Source organism: Bacillus sp. EB01 (assembly GCF_000613125.1).
In the GTDB taxonomy this organism is placed as follows: domain Bacteria; phylum Bacillota; class Bacilli; order Bacillales; family Cytobacillaceae; genus Bacillus_D.
Genome location: NZ_HG964497.1, coordinates 2,983,214 through 3,004,880 on the forward strand (window position 1 = coordinate 2,983,214; position 21,667 = coordinate 3,004,880).

The window sequence follows — 21,667 nt, forward strand, 5'->3', positions numbered from 1 at the left end:
TTGTTTACCACCGCAAAAGTAATGATTTCTCCTCGTGTTTGCAGAAATGAGTTACACTATAATAAAGGAGTTAACCATATGCAAATTCAGCAAAGAGAAATTAGTGCCAAGAAAATCCTAACTGAAGCTACCGGGTATTTGGATGTAGGTTTTACCCATTCCTTAAATCCATATAGCGGATGCAGTTTTTCATGTCGATACTGTTATGTCAGGGAAATGCCTATTCAAAAATTCAGGGATGTCCCCTGGGGAGAGTGGCTGGACATTAAAAAGAATGCCGCAGAAAATTATCGGGATGAACTGTTGAAACTTCGAAGGAAAGGCAAGCCCAGTAACATCTTTATGTCTTCTGCAACCGACCCCTATCAGCCAATTGAACGGAAAACAGCAATAACCAGGTCTATTTTGGAGGAAATGGTCCAACATCCCCCGGATTTTCTGCAAATCCAAACACGCGGGCCGTTAATTACAAGAGATATCGATCTGCTAGTTAAGTTAAAAGATAAATGCAGGCTTCTTGTATCGATGACTGTCGAAACAGATAGAGAAGAAATCAAGCGTTTATTCGCCCCCCTTGCACCAGGCATAAAACTGCGGTTGAAAGCTCTTAAACAACTCCATGATGCGGGTATTTTTACCCAGGCTGCTATTTCGCCTGTTTTGCCGTTTACGCCTGATTTTCCGGAAAGACTAAGTGGAATTGCAGATGCGATTTGGATTGATACACTGTCGATAGGCGATGGTTCTTTTGGAAAACGTTCAGAGAGGCTTGGTATGCCGGAACTATTTGAAGAACAGGGTTTGTCCAAATGGTACCGTAACGATATCCATGAAAGTGTGGCCAAGTATTTTAAAAAGCATTTGCCTGGTGTCATCATAAGGGTATCTAAAGAAGAAGCCTTCCCACTTTTAAAACATACATTAACATAAAAACCGGCCATTTCTATTTAAGATAGGCCGGTTGAATTTTGTTTGTTTATTTTGTCTGGGAAATTTCATTAACAATTTCAGTTAATGCCTCTTTGACCGGTGTAGCTGGACGTCCCAGAACCTTTTCGAAATCATTGCTTTCAACTTCCAGAGAGCCATTGCGAATGCTTTCCTGAATGCCGACCAGGAGCGGGATGACGAAATCAGGGAGACCTGCATCTTTCATGATAGCCGCATAGGCAGTGTCATCCACCTGCTGCACATTGACATCTTTACCCAGGACATTTCCCAGTTCGGAAACAAGTTCTTCCTGGGTCAATAACTTCCCTGACAGTTCGTAGATTGTGTTTTCATGGCCATTACCGGAAAGGACTGCAGCAGCAGCTTCTGCATAATCCTGCTGTGTTGCCCAGCCTACCTTACCATTACCAGCTGATGTAACCCATGGTGCCCCTGCCATGACAGCCTGGATGGTTGGAATTTCATTCTCGAGGTACCAATTATTGCGAAGGAATGAATAAGGAATACCTGTTTTCTTGATGGCTGCTTCAGTAGCAACATGAGGCGGAGCCATTAGATTAGTGCTTTCTGGAGCATTAGCTATACTTGTATAAGCAATAAATTTAACACCGGCGCGCTCCGCTGCAGCGACCGCGTTTGTATGCTGGCGGATTCTTGTTTCATTGTCCCCATCAGCAGAAATGATTAACAAGCGGTCGATTCCGGCAAATGCTGTATCCAATGTTTCCGGGCTGTCAAAATCACCCTGCCGGACGTCTACTCCGCGGGCTTGTAATCCTGCAGCTTTTTCAGGGTTGCGGACACTGACAGCCACTTGCTCAGCTGGAACAGTGTTTAATAATGTATCCACGATTTTTGTTCCAAGTTTTCCAGTTGCGCCTGTAACTAACAATTTCATAAAAAAGTCCCTCCTAGATTCATTTTTGGTTGTAACTCATTCAGTGAAAAAACTGCCTGTCACTCCCCAACTTTACCAGCAATTTTAGGAAGTCACTGGCACACAGCTTTCATACACGGGAATACGTTACCTAACAGAATCAACAAGCTGTTTCATGGAGTTTATCTGAGAAGATAATTCAATAAACCATTCCTCATCTCCTGTAGAAAGCGCCAAGTCAATCAGAAAACGAATTTGTTCTTTGTTTGACACTTTGGAATCCGGCAATTTCTTAACATCTTTGTTCTGCATAAGAATAGTTTTTCCAACGGTCAACTCATTATCAGATGTAATGACCGTTACTTTCAGTGCCCCATCCTGGATAGCAAGTGATTCAATATAACCTATTAGCAGCTCTCCATCCATTGACTTTCCCTTAATCCAATCACCTGTTTTTAAGATTGAATCTTTATTTGCACTCATATTTATTCACCTCTTTAAAATTTTTGGCGAAATCATGAAGGAACTGTAATTTATTCCATTACATTTATAATAAAAAGAAGGCTTTGCCTCCGTTTGTACTACTTATTCATTTCTTGTGATTGATAAGATCGACAACGTCTTTAATGGTATAGTGCTTTAAATATTCCCCGAGATGTTCTTCTGCACCCAGGAAAATGTTAAAGAGAACTTTTTGCATATTTGCGCCCACAATACATTTTTCATTTGAGTCAGGACATTTAGGCTGCAATGAACCTTCGGATGTGATCATATATATATCCCATAGATTCACTTCATTTAAATCAAGGACAAATATAAATCCACCGCCAGTTCCTTCCTTCGATTTTATGAATCCATGCTTTTTTAACAAACTAAGCACTTTGCGAATTCGTACTGGATGGACGCAGGCACTTTCCGATATAGCATCGCTTGTAGACATGCGGTCCGGCTGCAGCGCTAGATAAGTTAAACTATGAATGGCTAGAGTGAAATCACTATTCATGGGCAGCCTCCTAAGCATCGTTAACAATTTCTTTTAATATAGCAAGAAGTACTGTAATAATAAGTGTTACAGATTTCTTTGTCAAGTAAGGTACTGTCATTTTCCCTATTAATTGGCTACATTATACGATTGCATATATCTGAATGTACGCAGCCTGCGCGGAAGGAAGCTTGTAATTTCTTCTGCATTGAATCCAACCTGTAATCTTTTTTCATCCTGAATAATCGGCCTCTTCAGCATTTTGGGATTATCCATGATCAAGTTATATAATTCTTTCAGCGGAAGAGATTCAATATTAACGTCTAATTCCTGAAATGCATTTGAACTAGTTGAGATAATCTCATCCGTGCCATTTTCCGTCATGCGAAGAATGGATTTAATCTCGTCGAGTGTAATAGGTTCTGTTAAAATATTTCTTTCAATATAATCGATTTGATGTTCTTCAAGCCATGCTTTTGCTTTGCGGCAGGAAGAACAACTTGATGTTACATACAGCGTAACCATATTTTCCACACCCTTTATAATTATTTTTAGTAACTTTTTTATCGAGCCAGCCGTGCATGTAGTCTAAGTGATTAAACGTTTGGCCAGATCGAAATGTAAAATAAAAAATTACAGTTTTATCAAAAAAAATACAACAACCCTTTCAACCTTACTGTAACTATAATATTTACAGTTTGGAAAGTCAACTATAAATTAAGAGCAAAAAAAGGCCTGCCTTCCATTTCAATGAAAGCAGCCCTTTTACTGTTACACAATTTTCACCTGTGCTAGGCACGCCATTCAACAATGAAAAAGGTGCCTGGCACTCCCCCTCATGTTATCGAATTAATTCATTCAACAAAAAAGAGGAATAACGAGCCTCAAAATCTTTTCTGAATAATTTATTTTACAAACGTACTAGGCATTTACAACCGCAACAACGTCTCCGCGGGCCCAGAGAATATCATTGGCAAACACCTCTGTATGAACTTTCCATCTTTTAGGATGGATTTCTTCAACAGTTCCAATTGCTTTTAGTGGCACATCCTGCGGAGTTGGTTTAAGAAATTTTACATTGAGGCTAGCAGTAACAAACCTTGGTGGCTCTGAACCATCTCCTATTTCGTTTCCATTCTTATGGTGAAGTGCAAGTGATGCAGACCCCGAGGGAGAAGTACTGAAACCAGCAGGAGTTAAAATAACATCTAAAAGGCCTACTACCGTGAAGGAAGTAGGCCATTACTATTAAAAGGCAGGAGCAGGTAATTCGCCAATTTTCATACGAAGTAAACTATAAGGCTTTTCTCGTAAATCTCTTCCATAATGAAATCTGGCCTGCCGATGTAATTGGTTTACAATCACATATAAGTATCCATCAGGGCCAATTGAAAAAGTATCCGGCCATAGTATTCTTGGATCATGTGCAATGGTTTCCATTGTGCCATCCGGCAAAATCCTGCGAATGCTATTATTTTCATAGTCTCCGGCATAAACAATTCCTTTTGCATCGGTGATCATTCCATCAGATGCACCTTTTTCTCCCCGATACTGTACACGATAAATTAAATCTGCATCCGGTATGGATTGGTCTCTTAGGGCCTCTGTTGAAATAGAAAACAGATGACGACTGGTAAGTGGGCAAAAAAATAATACCTTGCCATCTGGAGAAATTGCAATTCCGTCGGACGCCAATCTAAATGGGGAAGTTGAACCATCTCTGTTTCGATTCATCAGAATTTCCCCTTCTACTTTCGGCAAAAAATAGGGATCGGGAGAAGTTGAATTTGCCCCGCTTAATCGTCGAAACGCAGTTCCACTTGCTAAATCTACCACGATAATAGCTCCTGGTCCTCTAGATGAGGAATCGGTAATATATGCATATCCGGCTCTACCAACACGAAAATCAAACCGGACATCATTTAAATAAGTTGTTGGCAGGACGACATCCTGTGAAAAGGTATATACCCTTCGAATTGTATTGGTCGCTAAATCAACTGCAACTAATTTTGCCTCACCTATAATCGGTTCTGAAAAATTTGGTGCCGCAGTATCTAATACCCAAAGCGTTCCCCTTCCATCAGCAACTACACTTTGGACACTAATGAAAGAAATGGTGTTATTCCCGGGCTTAACCAAATTGGTTTCTAAATTTGGGTAAGGCTCCAATTCATCCCCAACAATTTCCGCCACCGTAAATTTCACTTCGTCTCCCCATTTCGGAAAGCATACGAAAATACGGCCTGTTTCTGAAACACTAACACCCGTGGGCATTGCCCCAAAAAATGTATAAACAAGTTCTAACTGACCGAAATATTTTTCCATAGGTAACATAGGATTCATGATATCCTCCTCATTATGTTCGAAAGGGATATCATCTATATATGATTCTAATTTGTGACTAATGCCTGGTCCTTAAGAGTTTTTCTACATTGCATACCTAGTGTTGAAAACTATTATAGAATCTTGAACATCTTCATATCTTCTATTTTTTCGAGCTGCACACAACTCCGGTGTCCCTGGAGTATCTTGGCCGAATCTATTTTCATTTTATTTATGCATGTTCAAATCCCAAAGCTTTTCTATTTCTGCTAAGATAAAAATCTATCCTTCATTTTTCTTCTCCATAATTGTACACGTTTCCCGCCAGTCCAAGCGTTCCTTCTCTTCTATCTGCCTTTCGAACGTTTCATCCCAGCGTCCGAGCCAAGTATTCCAGACACGCGCGTAAAATGTGTCCTGTTCTTTGTTGTATAGTTGAAATTCGAGGCATGGGATCTGTTCAACGTTTTGCTCGCTAAAGCTATTTACTGAAGTCACGACGGTTTGAAATCCGTCTTCTTCCACACCGTTCTCCCTCTCGGCGAGAACCTCCAAGATTCTCTCCTTATCAATAACACTTTGATTATCTGCATACCGATAAAGAGGCAGTTCTTCGTCCGTTTCAGGTAAAGGCTCATTCATCTCAGACCAAATCTCATCATGGAGCGGGCTATATGTAATCACGGACGACTCTTCTTCCAATTCCTCTTCCATGATTCCAGTTTTTAGCTGCTCATTCCCTTTTGACGTCAGCTTGTAGCTTCCATTTTCCAAACAGATCAAGCCCATTCGCTGCATTTTTTTCAATAAATCTTCAATGAACAGCTCCTCTACGAGCAACAACTCGGACAAATTGGCCGCGCGACGAATTTGGGTTTGCTCCAACGTGAGGAGCATCATTTTCATGAGAATGTCCATTTTCGACCGCTTCACCCGACTGAACAAAACTGAATACGTAGCCACAGGCAACTGCCACACCAGCGATTTCTTGATTTGAACAGCCGGATTTTTAAGTAATTCCGCACGTAATTTCTTCTTTAATTTATCCACGCAGACTCACCTCTTCCATGACCCGCAGTCCATCATGTTTTTTTACAGAGTCCAACACATGGGTATACATTTGTCTCGCACCGCTATGTTTTGCTCGTTCAGTAAACATCTTTGTACTGCCAATCATTACAAGCAGCTCCCTTGCTCTCGACAACGCGACATTCAGCCTGCGATAATCCCTTGCAAAGCCGATATCATCATGCTTATTATCGTGATTGCGCACCATGCTTAACAGAATCACATCCATTTCCATCCCCTGGAATCTATCGACTGTCCCGGTTCGGATTGTTAAGTGTGGCAAATGCAGCTCCTGTTGAAGCATGCGATCGATCCGTTTCACTTGTTCACCGTAAAAACTAATGACGCCAATGCTTTTTTTCTCATCGGCTCCCATTCGTCCAGCCATTTTCGCCTCTGCTGCTGCCTCATTCAATTCCTTCAGCAACTCGCCAATCCTCTTCAATTCAGCCGGGTTATACAAACTTTTCCCGCCTTTCATTCTTTCTTCAAAAAATGCAGGCTCGTTCGGCATATCCAGCCAGAGGAGATGATTGTTCCGCTGAAGGAGCGGGGATTCGAGCTTGTGGTCCCGATCTCGATCCGAGTCGATTAAGCCGCATTGCAGCTTTTCGTTTTCATCCATGTAAAATGGCGTTATCGTTTCCATGATGTTTTGATGCATCCGATATTGAATCGCGAGCATCGTTTTATTGCTTTTCGGGAGATTTTTAAACAAGCGTTCAAACAGCGACTCATGCAACAGCTTCTTAAGCTCAGCTTTCCCTTCAAAGTCATCACTTTCTTCCGCCATTGCCTGCAAGGTTTCCTCAAGGGTATCGTCTCCCAATAAAGGCGGCAGCTGATGGTGGTCACCAACCAGAATAATCTTTTTCCCCTTCAGCATTGGCAAGAGCAGCTCCGGCGGGGTTGCCTTGGATACTTCATCAATGATGACAACGTCAAACACCGGGTAGCTTTCGATGAAATCCTTGCGGGCGGATGCTACACAGGTTGTTCCGATGACATTGGCATGCTTTACATATAGCTTACGGATTTCATTCAGGTCATGGTCATTGGCTTCTTCCAGCAAGGACTTCCACATACCCTGGACCGACTGGAACAGCGGCAGCTTCTGCTTTTCCTGCTTCAACGACTCTCTTGAAAAAGAAATACTGGCAAGCTGCTTTAATACTTCTTCATGCTCCCGTTCCGGGTCAGAAGCCAGGATATCACTCAATGGCGTCAGTTCAGCTTCCTTTTCTTTGAGGATGCTGGAGAGTTTTTCAAGGCGGGCAACGATTTCAGTAAGGTTCTGCTCGGCTTCATGCAGCTGAACAGATTCTTGTTCCTGTTTCCGGAGATTGTTTTCGACCCGATGCTTTGTTTGGCTATACTGCTCTTTCTTGCCTTGCAGTTCCAGCAACTGCGATTCTTTTAAAAGAAGCAATTCCTTCGCATTCGGAATGAATTGTGAGGATCCAGCCATTTCCTTTTGCCTGCTTTGTAAAAAAGAAAGTTTGGCGTTCTGCTCATCCAGCTGTCTCTGATATCTTTGATGGATCTGCTTATATTCATCCTGGACTGGCTTTAGCTGAATGATTAATTCCTGCTTCAACTTCAAAATCGCTTCCTGTGCCATTCGCTTATCGCTGTCATTCAGTTTCAACTTATGCGCTCTAAGCCAGATATTCTGTCGCCTGCCATATAGCCCTTCCAGAAATCCTGCAAGTCGATGGATGGTTGATTTTCCTTTTAATTCGCTTCTTAGCTTATCTAAAAACTGGTCAATTTCAAGTGACGTGGTCGATATCGGAGACGTGTTTTTCAATTGTCCCGGCTGGTTCCCCAACAACTGTTCAAGGTATCTGATTGCAGCGGTCAGTTTATCGTTATAGCCCTGCAGCTTATCGAGCTGGCTTTTACGTTCACGAAGAGAATCGAGCTTTGCAATCGATGACATCACTTGCAAAGTCCTCGTGAAATTTTGTTCGAGCATAATCCATTTTAGAGAGTCAAATTTCTTAGCAGCTGTTATTCTTTCCGCCAGTGCATCCTTCTGTCCCCTAACCTCTTCCCATTTCACGCATTCAGCGGAACTTTCATCTATCGCTTGTTTCACAGCATTTATCTCATCTTCAAGCTCTTGAAGCACTACACTGTTCTTTAGCCGTTCAATTTCTTGCTCAATGTTTTCCAACTCATTTTGGATCGCATCAATGTCAGGCTCTTCTTCAAGAAACTTCTCGTCCTTTTCAATCATGTCCTTCAATACACGAAGTGACTGTTCAATTTTCACCAAAAGCCCCTGAACTTTTTGCTTTTCCTGTTCAGCTTCCTGTATGTCTTTTTTATACTGAGCAATAATGGACTGAATTTCGTCAGCCTTCTGCTTGGCATTCTTTTTCGTTTCAAGCTCGGCCTTCACTCGTTCAAGCTCTTGCTGAAGCCGTTCTTGTTCCTTTTCATTGGCCGCCCATTCCGCTTCAATTTCCGTTTGACGCTGTTTTCGTGTTTCGTATTGACTGGAAACTTCCTGATACGTATGGTCCTTCCAATACTGCCCGACATTTTCCTCAATGAATTTCTTGCCTTCTTCTTCAATGCTTTCCGTACGGCCGACGCGGAGGATTCGGATATCCTTATGGGCAAGCAGCCGGCCCAACGCATTGTCGACCGCCAAATTCGACTGTGATGCTACAAGAGTACGCAGCCCCGCCTTAGCATTTTGCAGGCAGATTTCAGAAATAACGGTCGTCTTCCCCGTTCCCGGCGGCCCCTGAATAACGTACAAGTCTTCAGCAGACATTGCTCCTGTGACAGCTGCCCGCTGGAACTCATTTAACCGATTGTGGAACTGCAGCGGAACCTGTTCTTTCACCTTTTTAACAGGCGGTTTATTTTCAAATAAAAGACGCTCCAGCTCAGGGTTCGCAGCCAGGCCGTTTTCCAATTGCTTAAACCCCTGGCGCAGTCTTTTCACCTGGCTTAACGTGGCGAAATTGCTAAAAATGACTTCCCTCGGATGCTGATCAAGCCGCTGGCTGCGTGCCTGTTCTTCCATATATCCGGGCAGTTCCACTTCAACTGTAGAGGCCGAGCGATTCGCTTTCAGGACTTTGCCGATATCCTTGTCAATTCCCTTCAGCTTGACGCTCATGTCCTTGAGTGACTTCCACTCCTTCTCACTCATCTGGCAGCCGGTTATTTTTACCCGGCTAAAATCATCATTGAAGATCAACGAGGAATAGCGGGATGTAATATCAGGAATATCCGCAGACTGCTCCTGAATTTTCAAATAGCCTTCCCAGCTGGCAATCCGCTTCTTCACGTACATGGAACTTTCCTGGGCGACCGGCATCGTGTGAATCAGTTTCAACAACTCAATCGGCACCGGCCCGCCGCTCTGAACATTAGTGTCAAACTCAAGACTTGCCGAGATGCGCCAATTTGAACTTAACGGAATATGCACCGGCCTCGTCGTTACATTCGTTACAACAAACCGGTCGGGTTTCACCAAGCAATGCAGGACTATTACAAACTTGCTGTACTTGTCCGCAAGCCTATCGTTTCTTTCGGGATCAAAAAATAAGGCAGCCGAAACAAGTCCATCTGCCGATTGGGGATATTTTTCTATATAAATATGAAAAGATTTTTCCAATAAAAAAAACGATCGCTCATCCAACTCAAGCTCTCGCATTTTATCCTTAGCCTTTTTGGTCAAAGAAATCGGACATCGATATGTAGTTTTTTGTGTCATGATCATACGTGTCCACCCGCTTTACTAACAACCAAAAGGTTCTTTTATAAAAAATAGCAACTTAGCAATTATAGCACATTCTGACGCCCTTGGTTAAGCTGCCTGGCAGTATTCAAACAATGCTGCCGACACTCCTCATAATAATTGCTAACGGGGCAGGTTGTTTAAGGAAAGACATAATAGGAAAGATAAATGTATACATGAATTGAACCATTAGCTTTGCTTTCCTTTGGTTCCAACTGTTGATTTCAGAAACTGCTCCAATGGCAGAACATCCGTATTAACAGAAGACATTTCTTCTGCCCTTGTATTAGTTCCTGGATCCAAATGCTAATAAACGCTTTAGAGCTTTAAACTATGTTAGACTATATGTTCAAAAAAAGAAAAGAGGTAAACAATGTTTAAAAAAATCCTGAAACAAATTAAGCAGCTTTCACAAGGCAGCAGTGAACGAAGACATGGCCATTATCGAAGAGGAAGCAGCAGTGGACGAGGGTTTTATCCTCGAGGAAGCAGCAGCAGCAAACGATATAAGCGTTCTCCAATGGGTGGAAGCAGTTACTACAAACGGAAGGGTCGAAACAGCAGTTAAGCTTCCTTCCTTCAATTAAGTAACTTTTTGCTTCGCTTTAAGTGCGGCAAAAAGATCGTTCGAAATTTCACTACTATTTAAGTAAGGTTCGTTAATTTCCAGTAGTCTTTTTAGCAAATAAACAGTTTCCTTTTCTAAAGAAAGCTCTTCTGTCCAAGGGAGAGCTTTTTTGTTTTTAGAAGAGTACGTCGTATAAAGCAAATATAAAAGGATTTCTCCTAAGTCATAGTAGTCCTGTTGTTTCAGCTCCAGGATATTTTTTTGATTGTTAGGTGATGGATGGAATGGGTCAACAGCTGCTTCATGCTTTGTCAAACCAAAATCGATTAAAAAAAGCTCGGTGTTCTTTACTAAGATATTTGGAATACGTAAATCCTGGTGGTAAATGTCTTCTTTGTGAAGATAATCTACTAATTCTAGTAATTGAGTAAGAACCTGTAACGACTCTTCCTCATTAAAGATTTTTTTGCTAAAAAAAATCTGTTCTTCCAGATTATCCCCTTCAATGAAGCTCATGATATAAAAGAAGTGTCCGTTAGTTGTAAAGGCTTCAAATAGTCTCGGTATATTTTTGTGGTTAACCATGCGCAAAACAGAGATTTCATTTTCAAACAATGCTATCTCTTTTTTGTTGCGGCGCTTACTTGGACGAAGCTGTTTTAATACTCTAGTCTCGTTTGTTTTTAACTCTTTGCACAGATAAACAAGACCATAACTTCCAGCCCCGATAACGTTCACTATTTCATAACGTTCGTTTAGAACTGTTCCCTTTTTAATCGGTTTGTCCACAAAAAACTGGTAAGCTTTCCTGATCGAACGAAAAATTGAAACTTTCCTCTCCTCCATTCAAGATATTGGTTGATATAATTCAATTAATAAAGAGGTTATCTGACTTTATTACTGTTATTAAGAAGTACTCAAACTTTCGGGTTTATTATAACAAGATATCATAAGAACCCAAGGGTAGTCATGAAGTACCTTGACTGTAGAGGTGCTTAGAAGTACAAAAAAAACTTGGCATTATACCAAGTTAGTCTTCTTTGTATATTTATTTTTAAGTATTCGTTCTGTAATAAATCCGATGATTACTCCAACTATAATAGGAACAAATGATACCCCTGCCTCAAAAGTAAACCCCTCAGATGAATTCTCTTTATCAAAATTCCAACTCAAAAGTGAAATTTCAAATACGGATCCGATTGCATATAAAACCACCATTGATAGTAAGGCAGCTAACAAAGGAATCCATAATAATTTCTTTTTCATGGATACCAGCTCCTTCTTTAATTTTAATAGTAAATTTAATAAAATAATCAATTCCTGTCTGTATAGTGGCAAAGTTTGCGGTAACATAGCTCACTTTATGGCGGCCTTCCTGCTTATTTTGCAAGGGAGACCCATCTCCCTTGACTTATCGGACTTCATCAATCGATTTTGCTACTGTGTGGGCGATTGGCTTCCATTCAACATCCTTAAACAGGGCAACAATCGAAATAGGTATGTAGGTGAACATAAAAATTGGAAATGTGATGAGATAGGTGATTTTTTTCCAGCCTGGTGAGTGGATTTTCTTCCATTCTGTTATCGTTGTGATCAAACCCGTAACAAAAAGGATTCCATATGACCAGCCAAGCGATTGTAAAAATTGCAGTGTCATAGTGTCAATGTCGATACTCTCAATAAGTCCAAATAAGACTGCCAAATAACTCAATCCATTTATTAAAATACTGAAACCTGTTACGACGACGATTAGCATAATGGTCATCGCCATATCGTAATAGGAGAGTTTGTTTCTTTTTTCCAGAAAAAACTTGCTTATCAGTTTCCCGCCATATTTAGCAAACACCTGATAAAATCCCTTTGCCCACCGCATGCGCTGATGCCAGGATTGTTTAAACGTTATTGGCTGCTCGTCAAAGAAAATCGCATCCCTGCAATAACCGATTTTCTCCCCTTTAAGAATTTGAGCTACTGAAAACTCAATGTCTTCTGTAAGAAGATGATATGTCCATCCACCATTCTCCTTCATCAACCCTGCATCTACAAGAAAGCCTGTTCCGGAAACAGCACAGCTTGAGTTGAGCGCCATCCGTGGCAGGTTTAGAAATTCAGCTTCATGCAGGAACCAAAGCGCATACCCTGCAGAAATCCAATTCTGGCCAAAGTTCTTTGAATTTCGATAACTCGTGACGATTCGATATCCCTTATTAAACGTTTTGTTCATTTCGGCAATATAATTTTCACTCAGGAGATTATCGGCATCGAAGACAAGATAAGCATCGTATTCATTGGCAGAGTACTCCCGTTCAATGACTTTTATCATAAAATCAAGTGCATATCCCTTCCCAATCTGGATCTTATTAAATCGCTCCCTGACAACCGCTCCTGCTTGCCTTGCCAATTGGGCAGTCTTGTCACTGCAGTTATCTGCCACTACGAATATATCAATCAATTCTTTTGGATACTTCTGTTTTTTAATACTGTTAATCAGCTGTCCAATAACAACCTCTTCATTCCGGGCTGCAATGATGACTGCATATTTGTGGAGATGCACATCCTCCACAAGCGGCTTGTAAGTTTTCTTGGCCTTAAAGGCAACCAACATGTAAACCAAATGGTATGAATACAGCAAAGCAAACAGAACGAAAAAGCTCAAATTGAAATAATGAATAAAGTCATTAATAGACAAATCCAAATCCATACCTCCACGACGATACCTTAATATTTTGTTACTCCTGTTTAGCCGCCAGTTACTACATCAAACCAAGGATCTTTGCAGACCATCCAAGCGGCCATTCAGACTCATTCTTTCAAAGCATATAACACATATACAAAGGTCCCATTAATATCCCGTAAACAAAGCGTAAATTTTTTAAAAATTTTGTTATTAAAAAAGAATCCAAGTTATGCAAATAAGGTTACATCCTTGCCCACGGGCTTTCCTCGTGCAAGCTAAGCGTTTTACAAAAATAAACAGGTTTAGACAATATGTTTTTAAGGAATAGTAAGTGTTGATGTATTAGTGACCTCCAGCCCCAGGGTTTAGCATTGTTTTTTTGCAATTTTACTAGATTACTTGTTACAATGTTACTTTTCCTCGTTACGTGATGAAGAAGTATTCTTACATAAGTATTTTTAATAAGGAGCGATGAAGATGGAAGTTAATAACGCGAGGGCGTTAAGTTTAGATGGTGTCAACACATGGTCATTGAATGCAAATACCATTAAAGTAATTGCTATTATTGCAATGATTGTCGACCATACTGCTATATGGCTGGTTCCTGAGGGGACTGTATTGGACCAGATCGTCCATGCTTTTGGGCGAATCGCCGCCCCAATAATGTGTTACTTGATTGCCGAAGGGTATTTTCATACGTCGAATATCAACAAATACATAAAGCGGCTTTTTATTTTTGCAGTCATTTCGCACTTTCCTTTTGTGATGTATCTCGATCTGGAATGGTGGCAAGCAACTAGCGTCATCTGGTCATTGCTGATGGGTCTGGTGGCATTGAAGGTCAGCCAACAAACAGAACTGCACCTATTATTGAAAGTAATACTTATTGGTTTATGCTGTCTTCTCGCCTGGACGGCTGACTGGAATTACATAGCCGTGTTATGGGTACTTTTCTTTGGCCTATTTAGAGGACAATTCAATAAGCAGATGTTGAGTTTCGCTCTTATAGGAACTATTTTTTACATCATTCCTGGAATCATTTCAGAGGGGACGGATACTATTTTCCGTTTAGGTATTTTTTTACTCATACCTATTATGGCTCTATATAATGGTCAGAGGGGCAAAAAATCCAATCTTATCAAATGGGGTTTTTATGTTTTCTATCCGGGCCACCTGATAATTTTATATTTATTAAGACACGTCATTTTTGGCTAGTCTGACTATCGAGGAGAAGATTCATGTTAAGAGGCAATAAATATAAATGGAAGACAATCATGGCTATTGCGATGATCATGATCGTTATACTAACGGCTTGTGTAAATAAGCCTAACGACGATGACTCCGGCAGTAATCAGCCATCTTCCACTGAGATTGAAAAGGAAAAGAAGGAAAATCCCACACCAGATGGTACGAAAGTAGATGAACCAAAAGAAAGTAAAGTGTATGAAGGTGAATTAGAATTACCCGTGAACGGGGCTACAGGGTATGCATCAGTAAAGTTAAATCTGAAGGCTTCCGCTCATCCAAATTCTAAAACCCTCGAAACAATCAATGCTGGTTCAGGTTTTGAAATTCTTCGGGAAGAAGGAGATTGGTGGTTTATTAAAAAAGATGGTTCATCTGGCTGGCTGCCACATCAATATTGCTTTATCAACCTTCCTGATGTTATTCCGTCGATTATTTATGACAACACCAATACTTATTCATCAAAATTTATTTCGTCTGGCAAGGCAATCCCTGAAATTTCAAACAAAGCATTGTATTCGTCAAAGTCATTTAATGAGCGGCTTGGGAAAGAAGAGTATATCATCCCTGTTCTTTATTCAATGTCCAAAAAAATTCATCTCGCCCAACAGCTTGCCCTTTCCAAGGGTGACTCTCTAAAAATATACGAAGGATTCCGACCTTACTCTGTGCAAATTGCGGTAGTACAAGGTTTATCGAAATTAGCAAGCAAGGATCAGGAGGTAATGAGGGGAATTAACACTCCTCCATGGGGAATCGCCTGGTTTATCACAAATGGGGTTTCTAATCATCAGAAGGGGTATGCGATTGATGTCAGTTTAGTCAAAATAACCTCCAAAAAAGATATATCAATTGGCGGTTATAAAGCGACCGCGATTACGGATTACACTGAATACACTATGCCGACCCCGATTCATGAATTGAGCGGAGCATCAGCTATATTTACTGCTCCTGTTACATCAATATCTCCAACAGCCTGGAAGGATGCGACATATTCAGATTCAATGAATGAAGCTGCAATGAAATTACAGACGTACTGTACGACTGCTGGACTTACTCCTTTGGCTTCGGAATGGTGGCATTTCAATGATTTGGAAGCCATGAACGAAACCGCCAATAACAAAGGCAGCGGACAATTTGTACTGACAGATGTTTATAGTTCCGTTCCAAATTAATACAACCATAAAACCCTTCGCTTTGTGCGAAGGGGTTTTTAGTGTTTAAAAGAGCGAATTAATTATCTATATAAATTAATCTAAAGTTCTTCTGTGTTTTACGCAATTCTATGAAGGCTCCTCTCTTTAGCAACTCAGTTGTTTAACTCATATAGACGGAGAAATTCCGTCTAATGAGTAAATACCATCAAAAATAGTTTAAATAGACGGAGATATTCCGCCTATTAACTCAAAACCTATGAAAATAGGTGCTTTTGCTTTTGATAAGCGGAAACTTTCCCTTTATTTATCCCGAAATGAACTTCATTCTGAAAATAACAGGAAAACCTCCGCTTATTTTTGCTGGCTACCTTATGAAGAACGGGGAATCCCGGGCCTAGCCCGGGTTTTCGTTCGAAACAAAAAAACAGTCCATTTCAGATGTAAATTGGACTGTCAATTCGTATGTGAATTTAGTATGTGCATTTGAAAACCGAACCAGTTTCTGTCTAAAAAGCATATTCCAATCAGTATCTTCCAGCCTTTTGAAAATGAAGTACTTCCTTCATTTGCCCAACTGTAGTTGGACCCTTACTCGTTATCCCATAAATGCTTTCTGTAATGTCAAAAGATCAAATTTCTTCATAGTAAGAAATGCTTTCGTTACTCGCTCACGCTGCTCTGATGTGCCCTTGCTCGCATCTGATCCATCTCGCTAGGCACAATCTGCCAGGATATGCCATACTTATCTTTCAGCCAGCCGCATTGCTCAGCTTCAGGAACTGCAGAAAGCCTCTCCCAGTAATAATCAATCTCTTCTTGCGTGTCGCAGTACACCATAAATGAAATTGCCTCGTTAAAATTGAATTTGTGCTCGTGTGCGCTATCCATTGCGGTAAACCACTGACTTTCAAGCATGAAATCAGAGAACATGATGGTTCCTTCTTTATCAGGTTCCATGCCTTTGGGATAGCGGGCGATAAGTCCCTGCTTTGCGTTCTTAAATACTGATAAATAAAAATTAATAGCCTCTTCCGCACTGCCGCAGTTATCACCGACAAACAAAAGTGATGGCATTATTGCAGGCCGTTCTTCACCTTCTGGATTGGTAAGTATTAACTGCCAGGACAAACCATACTTATCCTGAATCCAGCCATATTTCTCACTAAACGGATACCTATCAAGTGACATTAACACCTTGCCACCTTCGGACAATTTGTTCCAAACCTCAGTTATTTTTTCGCTCGCGTTTTTTTCTCGCGATGGGTCAAAATTAACCATGAAAGACACCGACGGATTTAACTTGAAAATAGGCCCTGCGCTAATTGCCATGAACTTCTGCCCCCAAAGCTCAAAAGAGACTATATCGGAGTCTCCTGATGGTGTGTCGTGGATTGTTGTTACATTCGTAATCTTTGAGTCCGGAAATATGGAAGCGTAAAACTCGGCTGCTTCTTTCGCTTCCTTGTCATACCATAAATGCGGAACGATTTTTGGATTTGTTTTTGACATAGTTACTTCCTCCTTATCTTTTTACATACTTCAAAGCCAAGAAATTATTGATTCCAATTTTCTTGGCTACCTTCTCCGGGATAGGCTTTCTTTTGTATTCTTCAAAACCCAGTTTCTTATACAATCTCATTGCCGGTGTATTCGTATCTGCAACTTCTTCAATGACATAATCATTGTACGGTGTATTTTCAATGATATGTTGGATGATTTGAGATGCTACACCCTGTCCACGGAATTTCTGCGCTGTTCCAACAAATTCAACTGATCCTGTATTTGGAGGGAAGTTTTCATAAGGAGCTTCAAATTCCTTTTTTAAAAAGATGCCTGCCATGGTTCCCTTGAAGAAGCCTAAGTACTTTCTCAACTCTTTTTTATTTAATCTTACCGATCTTTTTTTTCCATCTGTACATGCCGTAACTCCAGCAATTTCGCCATTTGCTATAGCTACATAAAATTGCTCTAAAATAAACATATGAGCAAAAGCCTTTGCAATAACGTTTTTATCTTTGGAAAAAAAGATAAGCCATTGTGTAAAGCCTTCTGCAAAAATTTCAGCCATCATTTTTCTTACATCTAAATCTATTTTATCAGCTTTGACTATTGTAAACTTATAATCCACAGTTGTAACCTCCTATAAGTCGGACAACATTGTGAGGGTTTCTTTCATGGACTAATCTGTTACGTATAAGCACTGGATGTAGATTATTGCTTATAATATCCTTTTTGAGCATGTTTGTTTTTAATCCGATGCTGGAACGCCAGAGTCGCGTTTTATAAATTGCTCTGCACTTAGTGTATCGCTGCCTGTTGTCGAATGTCCGTCTCCTACTAATGTAACATCCAAACCACTAATAGTGGCTGTTCTTACTGCACTATCCTATCTACCTCCTCTATGAACTCATTAACTTCTTTGCTCATTTCCTTATAACGAGTCCAATGTAGATAATGATGCCCCTGTAATGCAACTATCTTACTAGCAGGGTTATTAGTTAACTGCGTTTCTTGAACTACCCCCACCTATTAGCTGCCGCTGAATGAGGAAGGGGATTCCTAAGTAAAGAAACCTATCAGTTTCTAGTTGATTAGGCTATCCCTGTCGTCCCGACAGTTAGGAGACGAATGGCTTCGTTCCGGAGATTTCTTCCTGCGTTAATATCCCTATCATGTTCCATGCCACATTCCGGACACACCCACTTGCGAAGGTTGAGATTCTTAACGTCTTTGTGTTGGTGGCCGCAATTCGAGCAGAGTTGGCTGGAGGCAAAGGTCTTTGAAACCGCCACAATTTTCTTTCCATACCATTTTGCCTTGTACTCCAGCATGGTGCGGAATTGGAACCAGGATACTTCACTGATGGATTTGGCAAGTTTGCGATTTTTGAGAAGATGGTTAACCTGCAGATCCTCAATACCGATGACATCGTGGTTATTGATGATTTGGGTAGAGATTTTCTGCAGGTAGTCTGTCCTCGCATTCACGATTTGTTCATGTAGCCTCGCGACTTCCCGTTTCTGTTTTTGGTAGTTCTTGGCTTCATTCAAAGGTTTCTTGTTCTTTATAGCCTGTTCCTGTCTTCGGGAGAGGATGCGTTGTGCTTTTATTAATTTCTTTTCCATGGTCCGGAAGAATTTCGGATTTTTGTATGAGGTGCCATCGGAGAGTATGGCAAAATCCTTCAATCCCAAATCGACCCCGACCACTGAACCCGTTTTTACCTTAGGCTGGACTTCCTGTTCAGCCAGGATTGAAACAAAGTACTTACCCGAGGGGCTGCAGCGGATCGTGGCGTTTACTATTCTGCCTTCAACTTCCCTGCTTTTGGCAAATGTGACAAGCCCAAGTTTTGGCAGTTTCAGCTTATTGCCCACAATAGCGATATTCCCGTTTGTGTGCTTGGAGGTATAGGATTGGAGTTTGTTTTTCTTTGATTTGAATCGCGGGGCTTTTGTCTGTTTTTTAAAAAACCTTTCGAACGAATCGGAAAGATGCTGGAGGGATGTCTGTACGGCCGTACTGTCCACTTCCTTTAACCAGGGAAATTCCTTTTTCAGGACAGGAAGCTGGGAGGAACACTTGTTGTAGGACAGTCCTTTGCCCTCTTCCTTATAGGAAGTATTCCATTTTTCAAGAAAGAGATTAAAGACGAACCGGGCGCATCCAATTGTCTTTTTAATCAGGATTTCTTGTTTTTGATTTGGATAGATTCGAAATTTATACGCTTTTTTAATCACACAAACACTCCCTTTTCACCGGAACGTTTGTTCTAATTATATCATAGAAAGGAAAACCTTGGCTATCGCCAACCGGCATTCATCTCCCCTTATTGTTGGACTTTGCCCTGCACACAATTGAAGAGGGAATCTTCTGCCGGATGATGAAAAAATTTTTCTTAAAAAAATCATATATCTCAGTTTCTTTTTCGCTTTCATGATTTTCACTACTTCCTATTTCTGCCAGATTGATTCTTATCTTAACGTGTTAACAAATTCATTGTAATGAACCAAAGACATATTTTTATCTCGGTCTTGAGGCTTATTAAACTAGTTTGTACAATAAAAAAAGGTGGTTAATCCTAGTGGATCAACTCACCTGTTTCCTTCACCATCTGCTAAACAGCCCTTTACAACTCTATCATTTACCCACTGAATTCAACTAGTTACTCTTTATCTTATTTCGTTACTGTTATGTCCCCATTTATGGTTATTAACTTTATCAAGTTTTCTCCATTTCCAAACACAGAATCTCGAGTGGAATCTCCCAATATATCAACTTTTCCGTTGGTAATTTCAACATCGATGGTAGCATTTGTTGGTTCTTTTTTGGTTTGAATTTCGATTTTACCGTTCATGGTATCAAAATTCATGTTGCGATCTAAATGATCTGTTACAAAAGAGATACTCCCATTTATTACACTCCCGGATATATCACCTTCAATGTCTTCAAGGACTATTTTTCCGTTATTAGACCTGGCGGTAATTGTAGAAGTTTTCAAATCTTTTAGATCAATTGTTCCATTAATGGTGTTTACAGTTGCGTCTTTTATGTCTATTCCTTCAGCTTTAACACTGCCATTGCGAACATCTAACCGCAATGTGTTGTACAATTTTTTTGGTAGATAAACCTTTATAGCCAGTGCTGAATCAGAAAAGCCAAAGTTGTAGAATTTAAGCTGCTTTTCATCTAAATTTACAGAGAGTGTATTTTTCTGGATATCAGCATCAAAGGTATATTCTCTATCCTTTTTGGCATCCCCTACTAACTCTACTCTCGTTGTTGAATTGTTTGCAGGAATAATTTCTACTCCAGCGTTATCTCCCTTAATCTCAATATTGGTGTAATTTTCATCGTTAAATATTCGTTCTTCTTTAATCGACTCAGATTGGCTCTTTCCATTAACTGTTAATAGACTCCCAGTAATCCCAACTAATAAAAGAACTAAGGCAACAATAGATATCTTTTTAATGTTGAACATGTTTCATGCCACCTTTCACAACTCGTACATTGTATTTTAAATATCGGACAAATCCATTTGTTAGTGAACGGGTTGCAAAGAACATTCCGATTGCAATAAACAAACCGAGACCAGCAAGGCCAATGGAAAAGAACAAGTCGTAAAGCTCAAAAATTTGCGGATATATGGCTACATTTATTAAGACCAATATCGGGGAAGCAACAAATGAGACTCCCACTAACCAACCAGCAATTATTATCCCTACTAAAGCAACAAACGGCCCTAACACAATAACAAGGTTAAAAAATCCTAATCCAATGACAGCCCATACTGCTCGAAAAATATTACCAGCTGTGGCAGTTTCCTCAACTTTTTCAACCCGATACGTTGCTACCAGCTCTTTAGCAATTTGCTGGGGGGAACCTAGTGAAGCTGCTAGTTGTTCCTCAGTCTTTCCTTCACCTAAGCCAATTTCAAAATACTCCTCTATATCTTGTAAAATATCCTGTCTTTCGTCGGAAGGAAGTCTCTTCAAAGAAGCATTCAATATAGTTAGAAATTGTTTTTTAGTCACCATTTACACCTTCCTTTATTAATTGATTTACTCCATTTGCGAAATCTTTCCATTCTTGGAGCAGGTCATTAAGATACGTTCTTCCGTTATCTGTTAACTTATAATACTTCCTTGGCGGCCCTTCCGTGGATTCTTTTAAGTACGTCGTAAAGTACCCTTCTTTTGTTAATCGTCTTAATAGCGGATACGCAGATCCTTCAGAGATATCAATCTGTTCGGATATCTTTTGAACAAGTTCATAACCATACCGATCCTTTTTATTCAGTAAAACGAGAACACATAATTCTAATACACCTTTTTTAAATTGTACGTTCACTGTTGAGTTTCACCTCTCTCTTTAACTTTTCAACTACTATTCATTATACAGTACTGGCGTTTACAGGGTACCTTCATGCAAAATATATCATACAGTACTGTTCAATGCAAGGTACTGTATGATATATTTTTTTAATCATTAAAATTAAAAAGCCTGCCCTAAAAAATTTATGAGCCTTTTTACCATACTTATGAGCCTCATATGAGC

19 protein-coding genes and 3 pseudogenes are annotated in these 21,667 nt (G+C 40.3%); 4 read left to right on the forward strand and 18 right to left on the reverse strand.

The annotated features are described in order from the left end of the window. Positions 1-78 precede the first annotated feature (78 nt). Positions 79-930, forward strand: a complete 852-nt coding sequence (locus TY16_RS13650) for an SPL family radical SAM protein (RefSeq protein WP_043932446.1) — start codon at positions 79-81, stop codon at positions 928-930. Between the two features lie 46 nt (positions 931-976). On the opposite strand, the gene TY16_RS13655 is transcribed toward TY16_RS13650, so the two are convergent. The 8 genes and pseudogenes from TY16_RS13655 to TY16_RS13685 form a co-directional block, all read right to left on the reverse strand. Then, positions 977-1,849, reverse strand: coding sequence for an SDR family oxidoreductase (locus TY16_RS13655; protein ID WP_043932447.1), 873 nt, complete (start codon positions 1,847-1,849; stop codon positions 977-979). Positions 1,850-1,975: 126 nt separating this feature from the next. Further along, a complete protein-coding gene (locus tag TY16_RS13660; protein ID WP_043932448.1) occupies positions 1,976-2,311 on the reverse strand; it encodes an IDEAL domain-containing protein in 336 nt (111 codons plus the stop codon). Positions 2,312-2,417: 106 nt separating this feature from the next. Beyond that, positions 2,418-2,831 (reverse strand): RrF2 family transcriptional regulator, encoded by a 414-nt coding sequence (locus tag TY16_RS13665; protein ID WP_043932449.1) that lies wholly within the window; start codon positions 2,829-2,831, stop codon positions 2,418-2,420. A 108-nt stretch (positions 2,832-2,939) separates the two neighbouring features. Continuing rightward, a complete protein-coding gene (gene spxA, locus TY16_RS13670; RefSeq protein ID WP_043932450.1) occupies positions 2,940-3,335 on the reverse strand; it encodes a transcriptional regulator SpxA in 396 nt (131 codons plus the stop codon). 380 nt (positions 3,336-3,715) lie between these two features. Then, positions 3,716-3,980, reverse strand: a pseudogene (locus tag TY16_RS25720) (PaaI family thioesterase); the annotation flags it as partial. Positions 3,981-4,058: 78 nt separating this feature from the next. Beyond that, positions 4,059-5,153: an L-dopachrome tautomerase-related protein gene (locus TY16_RS13675; RefSeq protein ID WP_043932451.1), complete on the reverse strand. Its 1,095-nt coding sequence runs from the start codon at positions 5,151-5,153 to the stop codon at positions 4,059-4,061. Positions 5,154-5,414: 261 nt separating this feature from the next. Continuing rightward, on the reverse strand, positions 5,415-6,182 hold the full coding sequence (locus TY16_RS13680; protein WP_043932452.1) for a hypothetical protein: 768 nt from the start codon (positions 6,180-6,182) through the stop codon (positions 5,415-5,417). Then, positions 6,175-9,945 (reverse strand): DEAD/DEAH box helicase, encoded by a 3,771-nt coding sequence (locus TY16_RS13685; RefSeq protein WP_052342726.1) that lies wholly within the window; start codon positions 9,943-9,945, stop codon positions 6,175-6,177. The genes TY16_RS13680 and TY16_RS13685 overlap by 8 nt, the downstream gene beginning before the upstream one ends. Positions 9,946-10,385: 440 nt before the next feature. On the opposite strand from TY16_RS13685, the gene TY16_RS26270 reads away from it, so the two are divergent. Then, entirely contained in the window at positions 10,386-10,550 is a 165-nt protein-coding gene (locus tag TY16_RS26270; protein ID WP_231505613.1) for a hypothetical protein, read from the forward strand. Here TY16_RS26270 and TY16_RS13690 read toward each other — a convergent pair. The 3 genes from TY16_RS13690 to TY16_RS13700 all read right to left on the reverse strand — a co-directional run bounded on the left by TY16_RS13690 (position 10,547) and on the right by TY16_RS13700 (position 13,226). Then, a complete protein-coding gene (locus TY16_RS13690; protein ID WP_043934729.1) occupies positions 10,547-11,320 on the reverse strand; it encodes a serine/threonine protein kinase in 774 nt (257 codons plus the stop codon). The genes TY16_RS26270 and TY16_RS13690 overlap by 4 nt on opposite strands. Before the next feature lie 231 nt (positions 11,321-11,551). Then, complete coding sequence (locus tag TY16_RS26275) at positions 11,552-11,797, reverse strand: hypothetical protein (RefSeq protein ID WP_155922249.1); 246 nt, start codon at positions 11,795-11,797, stop codon at positions 11,552-11,554. 145 nt (positions 11,798-11,942) lie between these two features. Continuing rightward, a complete protein-coding gene (locus tag TY16_RS13700) occupies positions 11,943-13,226 on the reverse strand; it encodes a glycosyltransferase family 2 protein (protein ID WP_442853219.1) in 1,284 nt (427 codons plus the stop codon). Positions 13,227-13,685: 459 nt separating this feature from the next. Here TY16_RS13700 and TY16_RS13705 point away from each other — a divergent pair, with 459 nt between their 5' ends. After that, on the forward strand, positions 13,686-14,423 hold the full coding sequence (locus tag TY16_RS13705) for a TraX family protein (RefSeq protein ID WP_043932455.1): 738 nt from the start codon (positions 13,686-13,688) through the stop codon (positions 14,421-14,423). 23 nt (positions 14,424-14,446) lie between these two features. Further along, a complete protein-coding gene (locus TY16_RS13710) occupies positions 14,447-15,628 on the forward strand; it encodes a hypothetical protein (RefSeq protein ID WP_043932456.1) in 1,182 nt (393 codons plus the stop codon). A 577-nt stretch (positions 15,629-16,205) separates the two neighbouring features. Here TY16_RS13710 and TY16_RS13715 read toward each other — a convergent pair. From TY16_RS13715 to TY16_RS13740, 7 genes and pseudogenes are all read right to left on the reverse strand, one after another. After that, positions 16,206-17,119, reverse strand: a pseudogene (locus tag TY16_RS13715) (VOC family protein). Between the two features lie 13 nt (positions 17,120-17,132). Further along, positions 17,133-17,681, reverse strand: a complete 549-nt coding sequence (locus tag TY16_RS13720; RefSeq protein ID WP_043934730.1) for a GNAT family N-acetyltransferase — start codon at positions 17,679-17,681, stop codon at positions 17,133-17,135. Between the two features lie 207 nt (positions 17,682-17,888). Beyond that, positions 17,889-17,996 (reverse strand): annotated as a pseudogene (locus TY16_RS26910) (cysteine hydrolase); the annotation flags it as partial. A 205-nt stretch (positions 17,997-18,201) separates the two neighbouring features. Then, the gene (gene tnpB / locus TY16_RS13725; RefSeq protein WP_043932457.1) at positions 18,202-19,350 is read right to left on the reverse strand and encodes an IS200/IS605 family element RNA-guided endonuclease TnpB; all 1,149 of its coding nucleotides are present in this window, start codon (positions 19,348-19,350) and stop codon (positions 18,202-18,204) included. Between the two features lie 437 nt (positions 19,351-19,787). Further along, positions 19,788-20,591 carry a DUF4097 family beta strand repeat-containing protein gene (locus TY16_RS13730; protein WP_043932458.1) on the reverse strand — a complete coding sequence of 268 codons (804 nt, stop codon included), beginning with the start codon at positions 20,589-20,591 and terminating at the stop codon, positions 19,788-19,790. Beyond that, positions 20,578-21,144, reverse strand: a complete 567-nt coding sequence (locus tag TY16_RS13735) for a DUF1700 domain-containing protein (protein ID WP_043934731.1) — start codon at positions 21,142-21,144, stop codon at positions 20,578-20,580. The genes TY16_RS13730 and TY16_RS13735 overlap by 14 nt, the downstream gene beginning before the upstream one ends. Then, the gene (locus tag TY16_RS13740; RefSeq protein WP_043932459.1) at positions 21,137-21,460 is read right to left on the reverse strand and encodes a PadR family transcriptional regulator; all 324 of its coding nucleotides are present in this window, start codon (positions 21,458-21,460) and stop codon (positions 21,137-21,139) included. The genes TY16_RS13735 and TY16_RS13740 overlap by 8 nt, the downstream gene beginning before the upstream one ends. Positions 21,461-21,667: the final 207 nt, after the last annotated feature.

Excerpts from the sequence above, each read along its gene's own strand:
- TY16_RS13720 (WP_043934730.1), bottom strand. The coding sequence starts at position 17,681 with ATGATGGCTGAAATTTTTGCAGAAGGCTTTACACAATGGCTTATCTTT.
- TY16_RS13660 (WP_043932448.1), bottom strand. The coding sequence starts at position 2,311 with ATGAGTGCAAATAAAGATTCAATCTTAAAAACAGGTGATTGGATTAAG.
- TY16_RS13730 (WP_043932458.1), bottom strand. The coding sequence starts at position 20,591 with ATGTTCAACATTAAAAAGATATCTATTGTTGCCTTAGTTCTTTTATTA.
- TY16_RS26275 (WP_155922249.1), bottom strand. The coding sequence starts at position 11,797 with ATGAAAAAGAAATTATTATGGATTCCTTTGTTAGCTGCCTTACTATCA.
- TY16_RS13665 (WP_043932449.1), bottom strand. The coding sequence starts at position 2,831 with ATGAATAGTGATTTCACTCTAGCCATTCATAGTTTAACTTATCTAGCG.
- TY16_RS13675 (WP_043932451.1), bottom strand. The coding sequence starts at position 5,153 with ATGAATCCTATGTTACCTATGGAAAAATATTTCGGTCAGTTAGAACTT.
- TY16_RS13685 (WP_052342726.1), bottom strand. The coding sequence starts at position 9,945 with ATGATCATGACACAAAAAACTACATATCGATGTCCGATTTCTTTGACC.
- spxA (WP_043932450.1), bottom strand. The coding sequence starts at position 3,335 with ATGGTTACGCTGTATGTAACATCAAGTTGTTCTTCCTGCCGCAAAGCA.
- TY16_RS13650 (WP_043932446.1), top strand. The coding sequence starts at position 79 with ATGCAAATTCAGCAAAGAGAAATTAGTGCCAAGAAAATCCTAACTGAA.
- TY16_RS13710 (WP_043932456.1), top strand. The coding sequence starts at position 14,447 with ATGTTAAGAGGCAATAAATATAAATGGAAGACAATCATGGCTATTGCG.
- TY16_RS13655 (WP_043932447.1), bottom strand. The coding sequence starts at position 1,849 with ATGAAATTGTTAGTTACAGGCGCAACTGGAAAACTTGGAACAAAAATC.
- TY16_RS13705 (WP_043932455.1), top strand. The coding sequence starts at position 13,686 with ATGGAAGTTAATAACGCGAGGGCGTTAAGTTTAGATGGTGTCAACACA.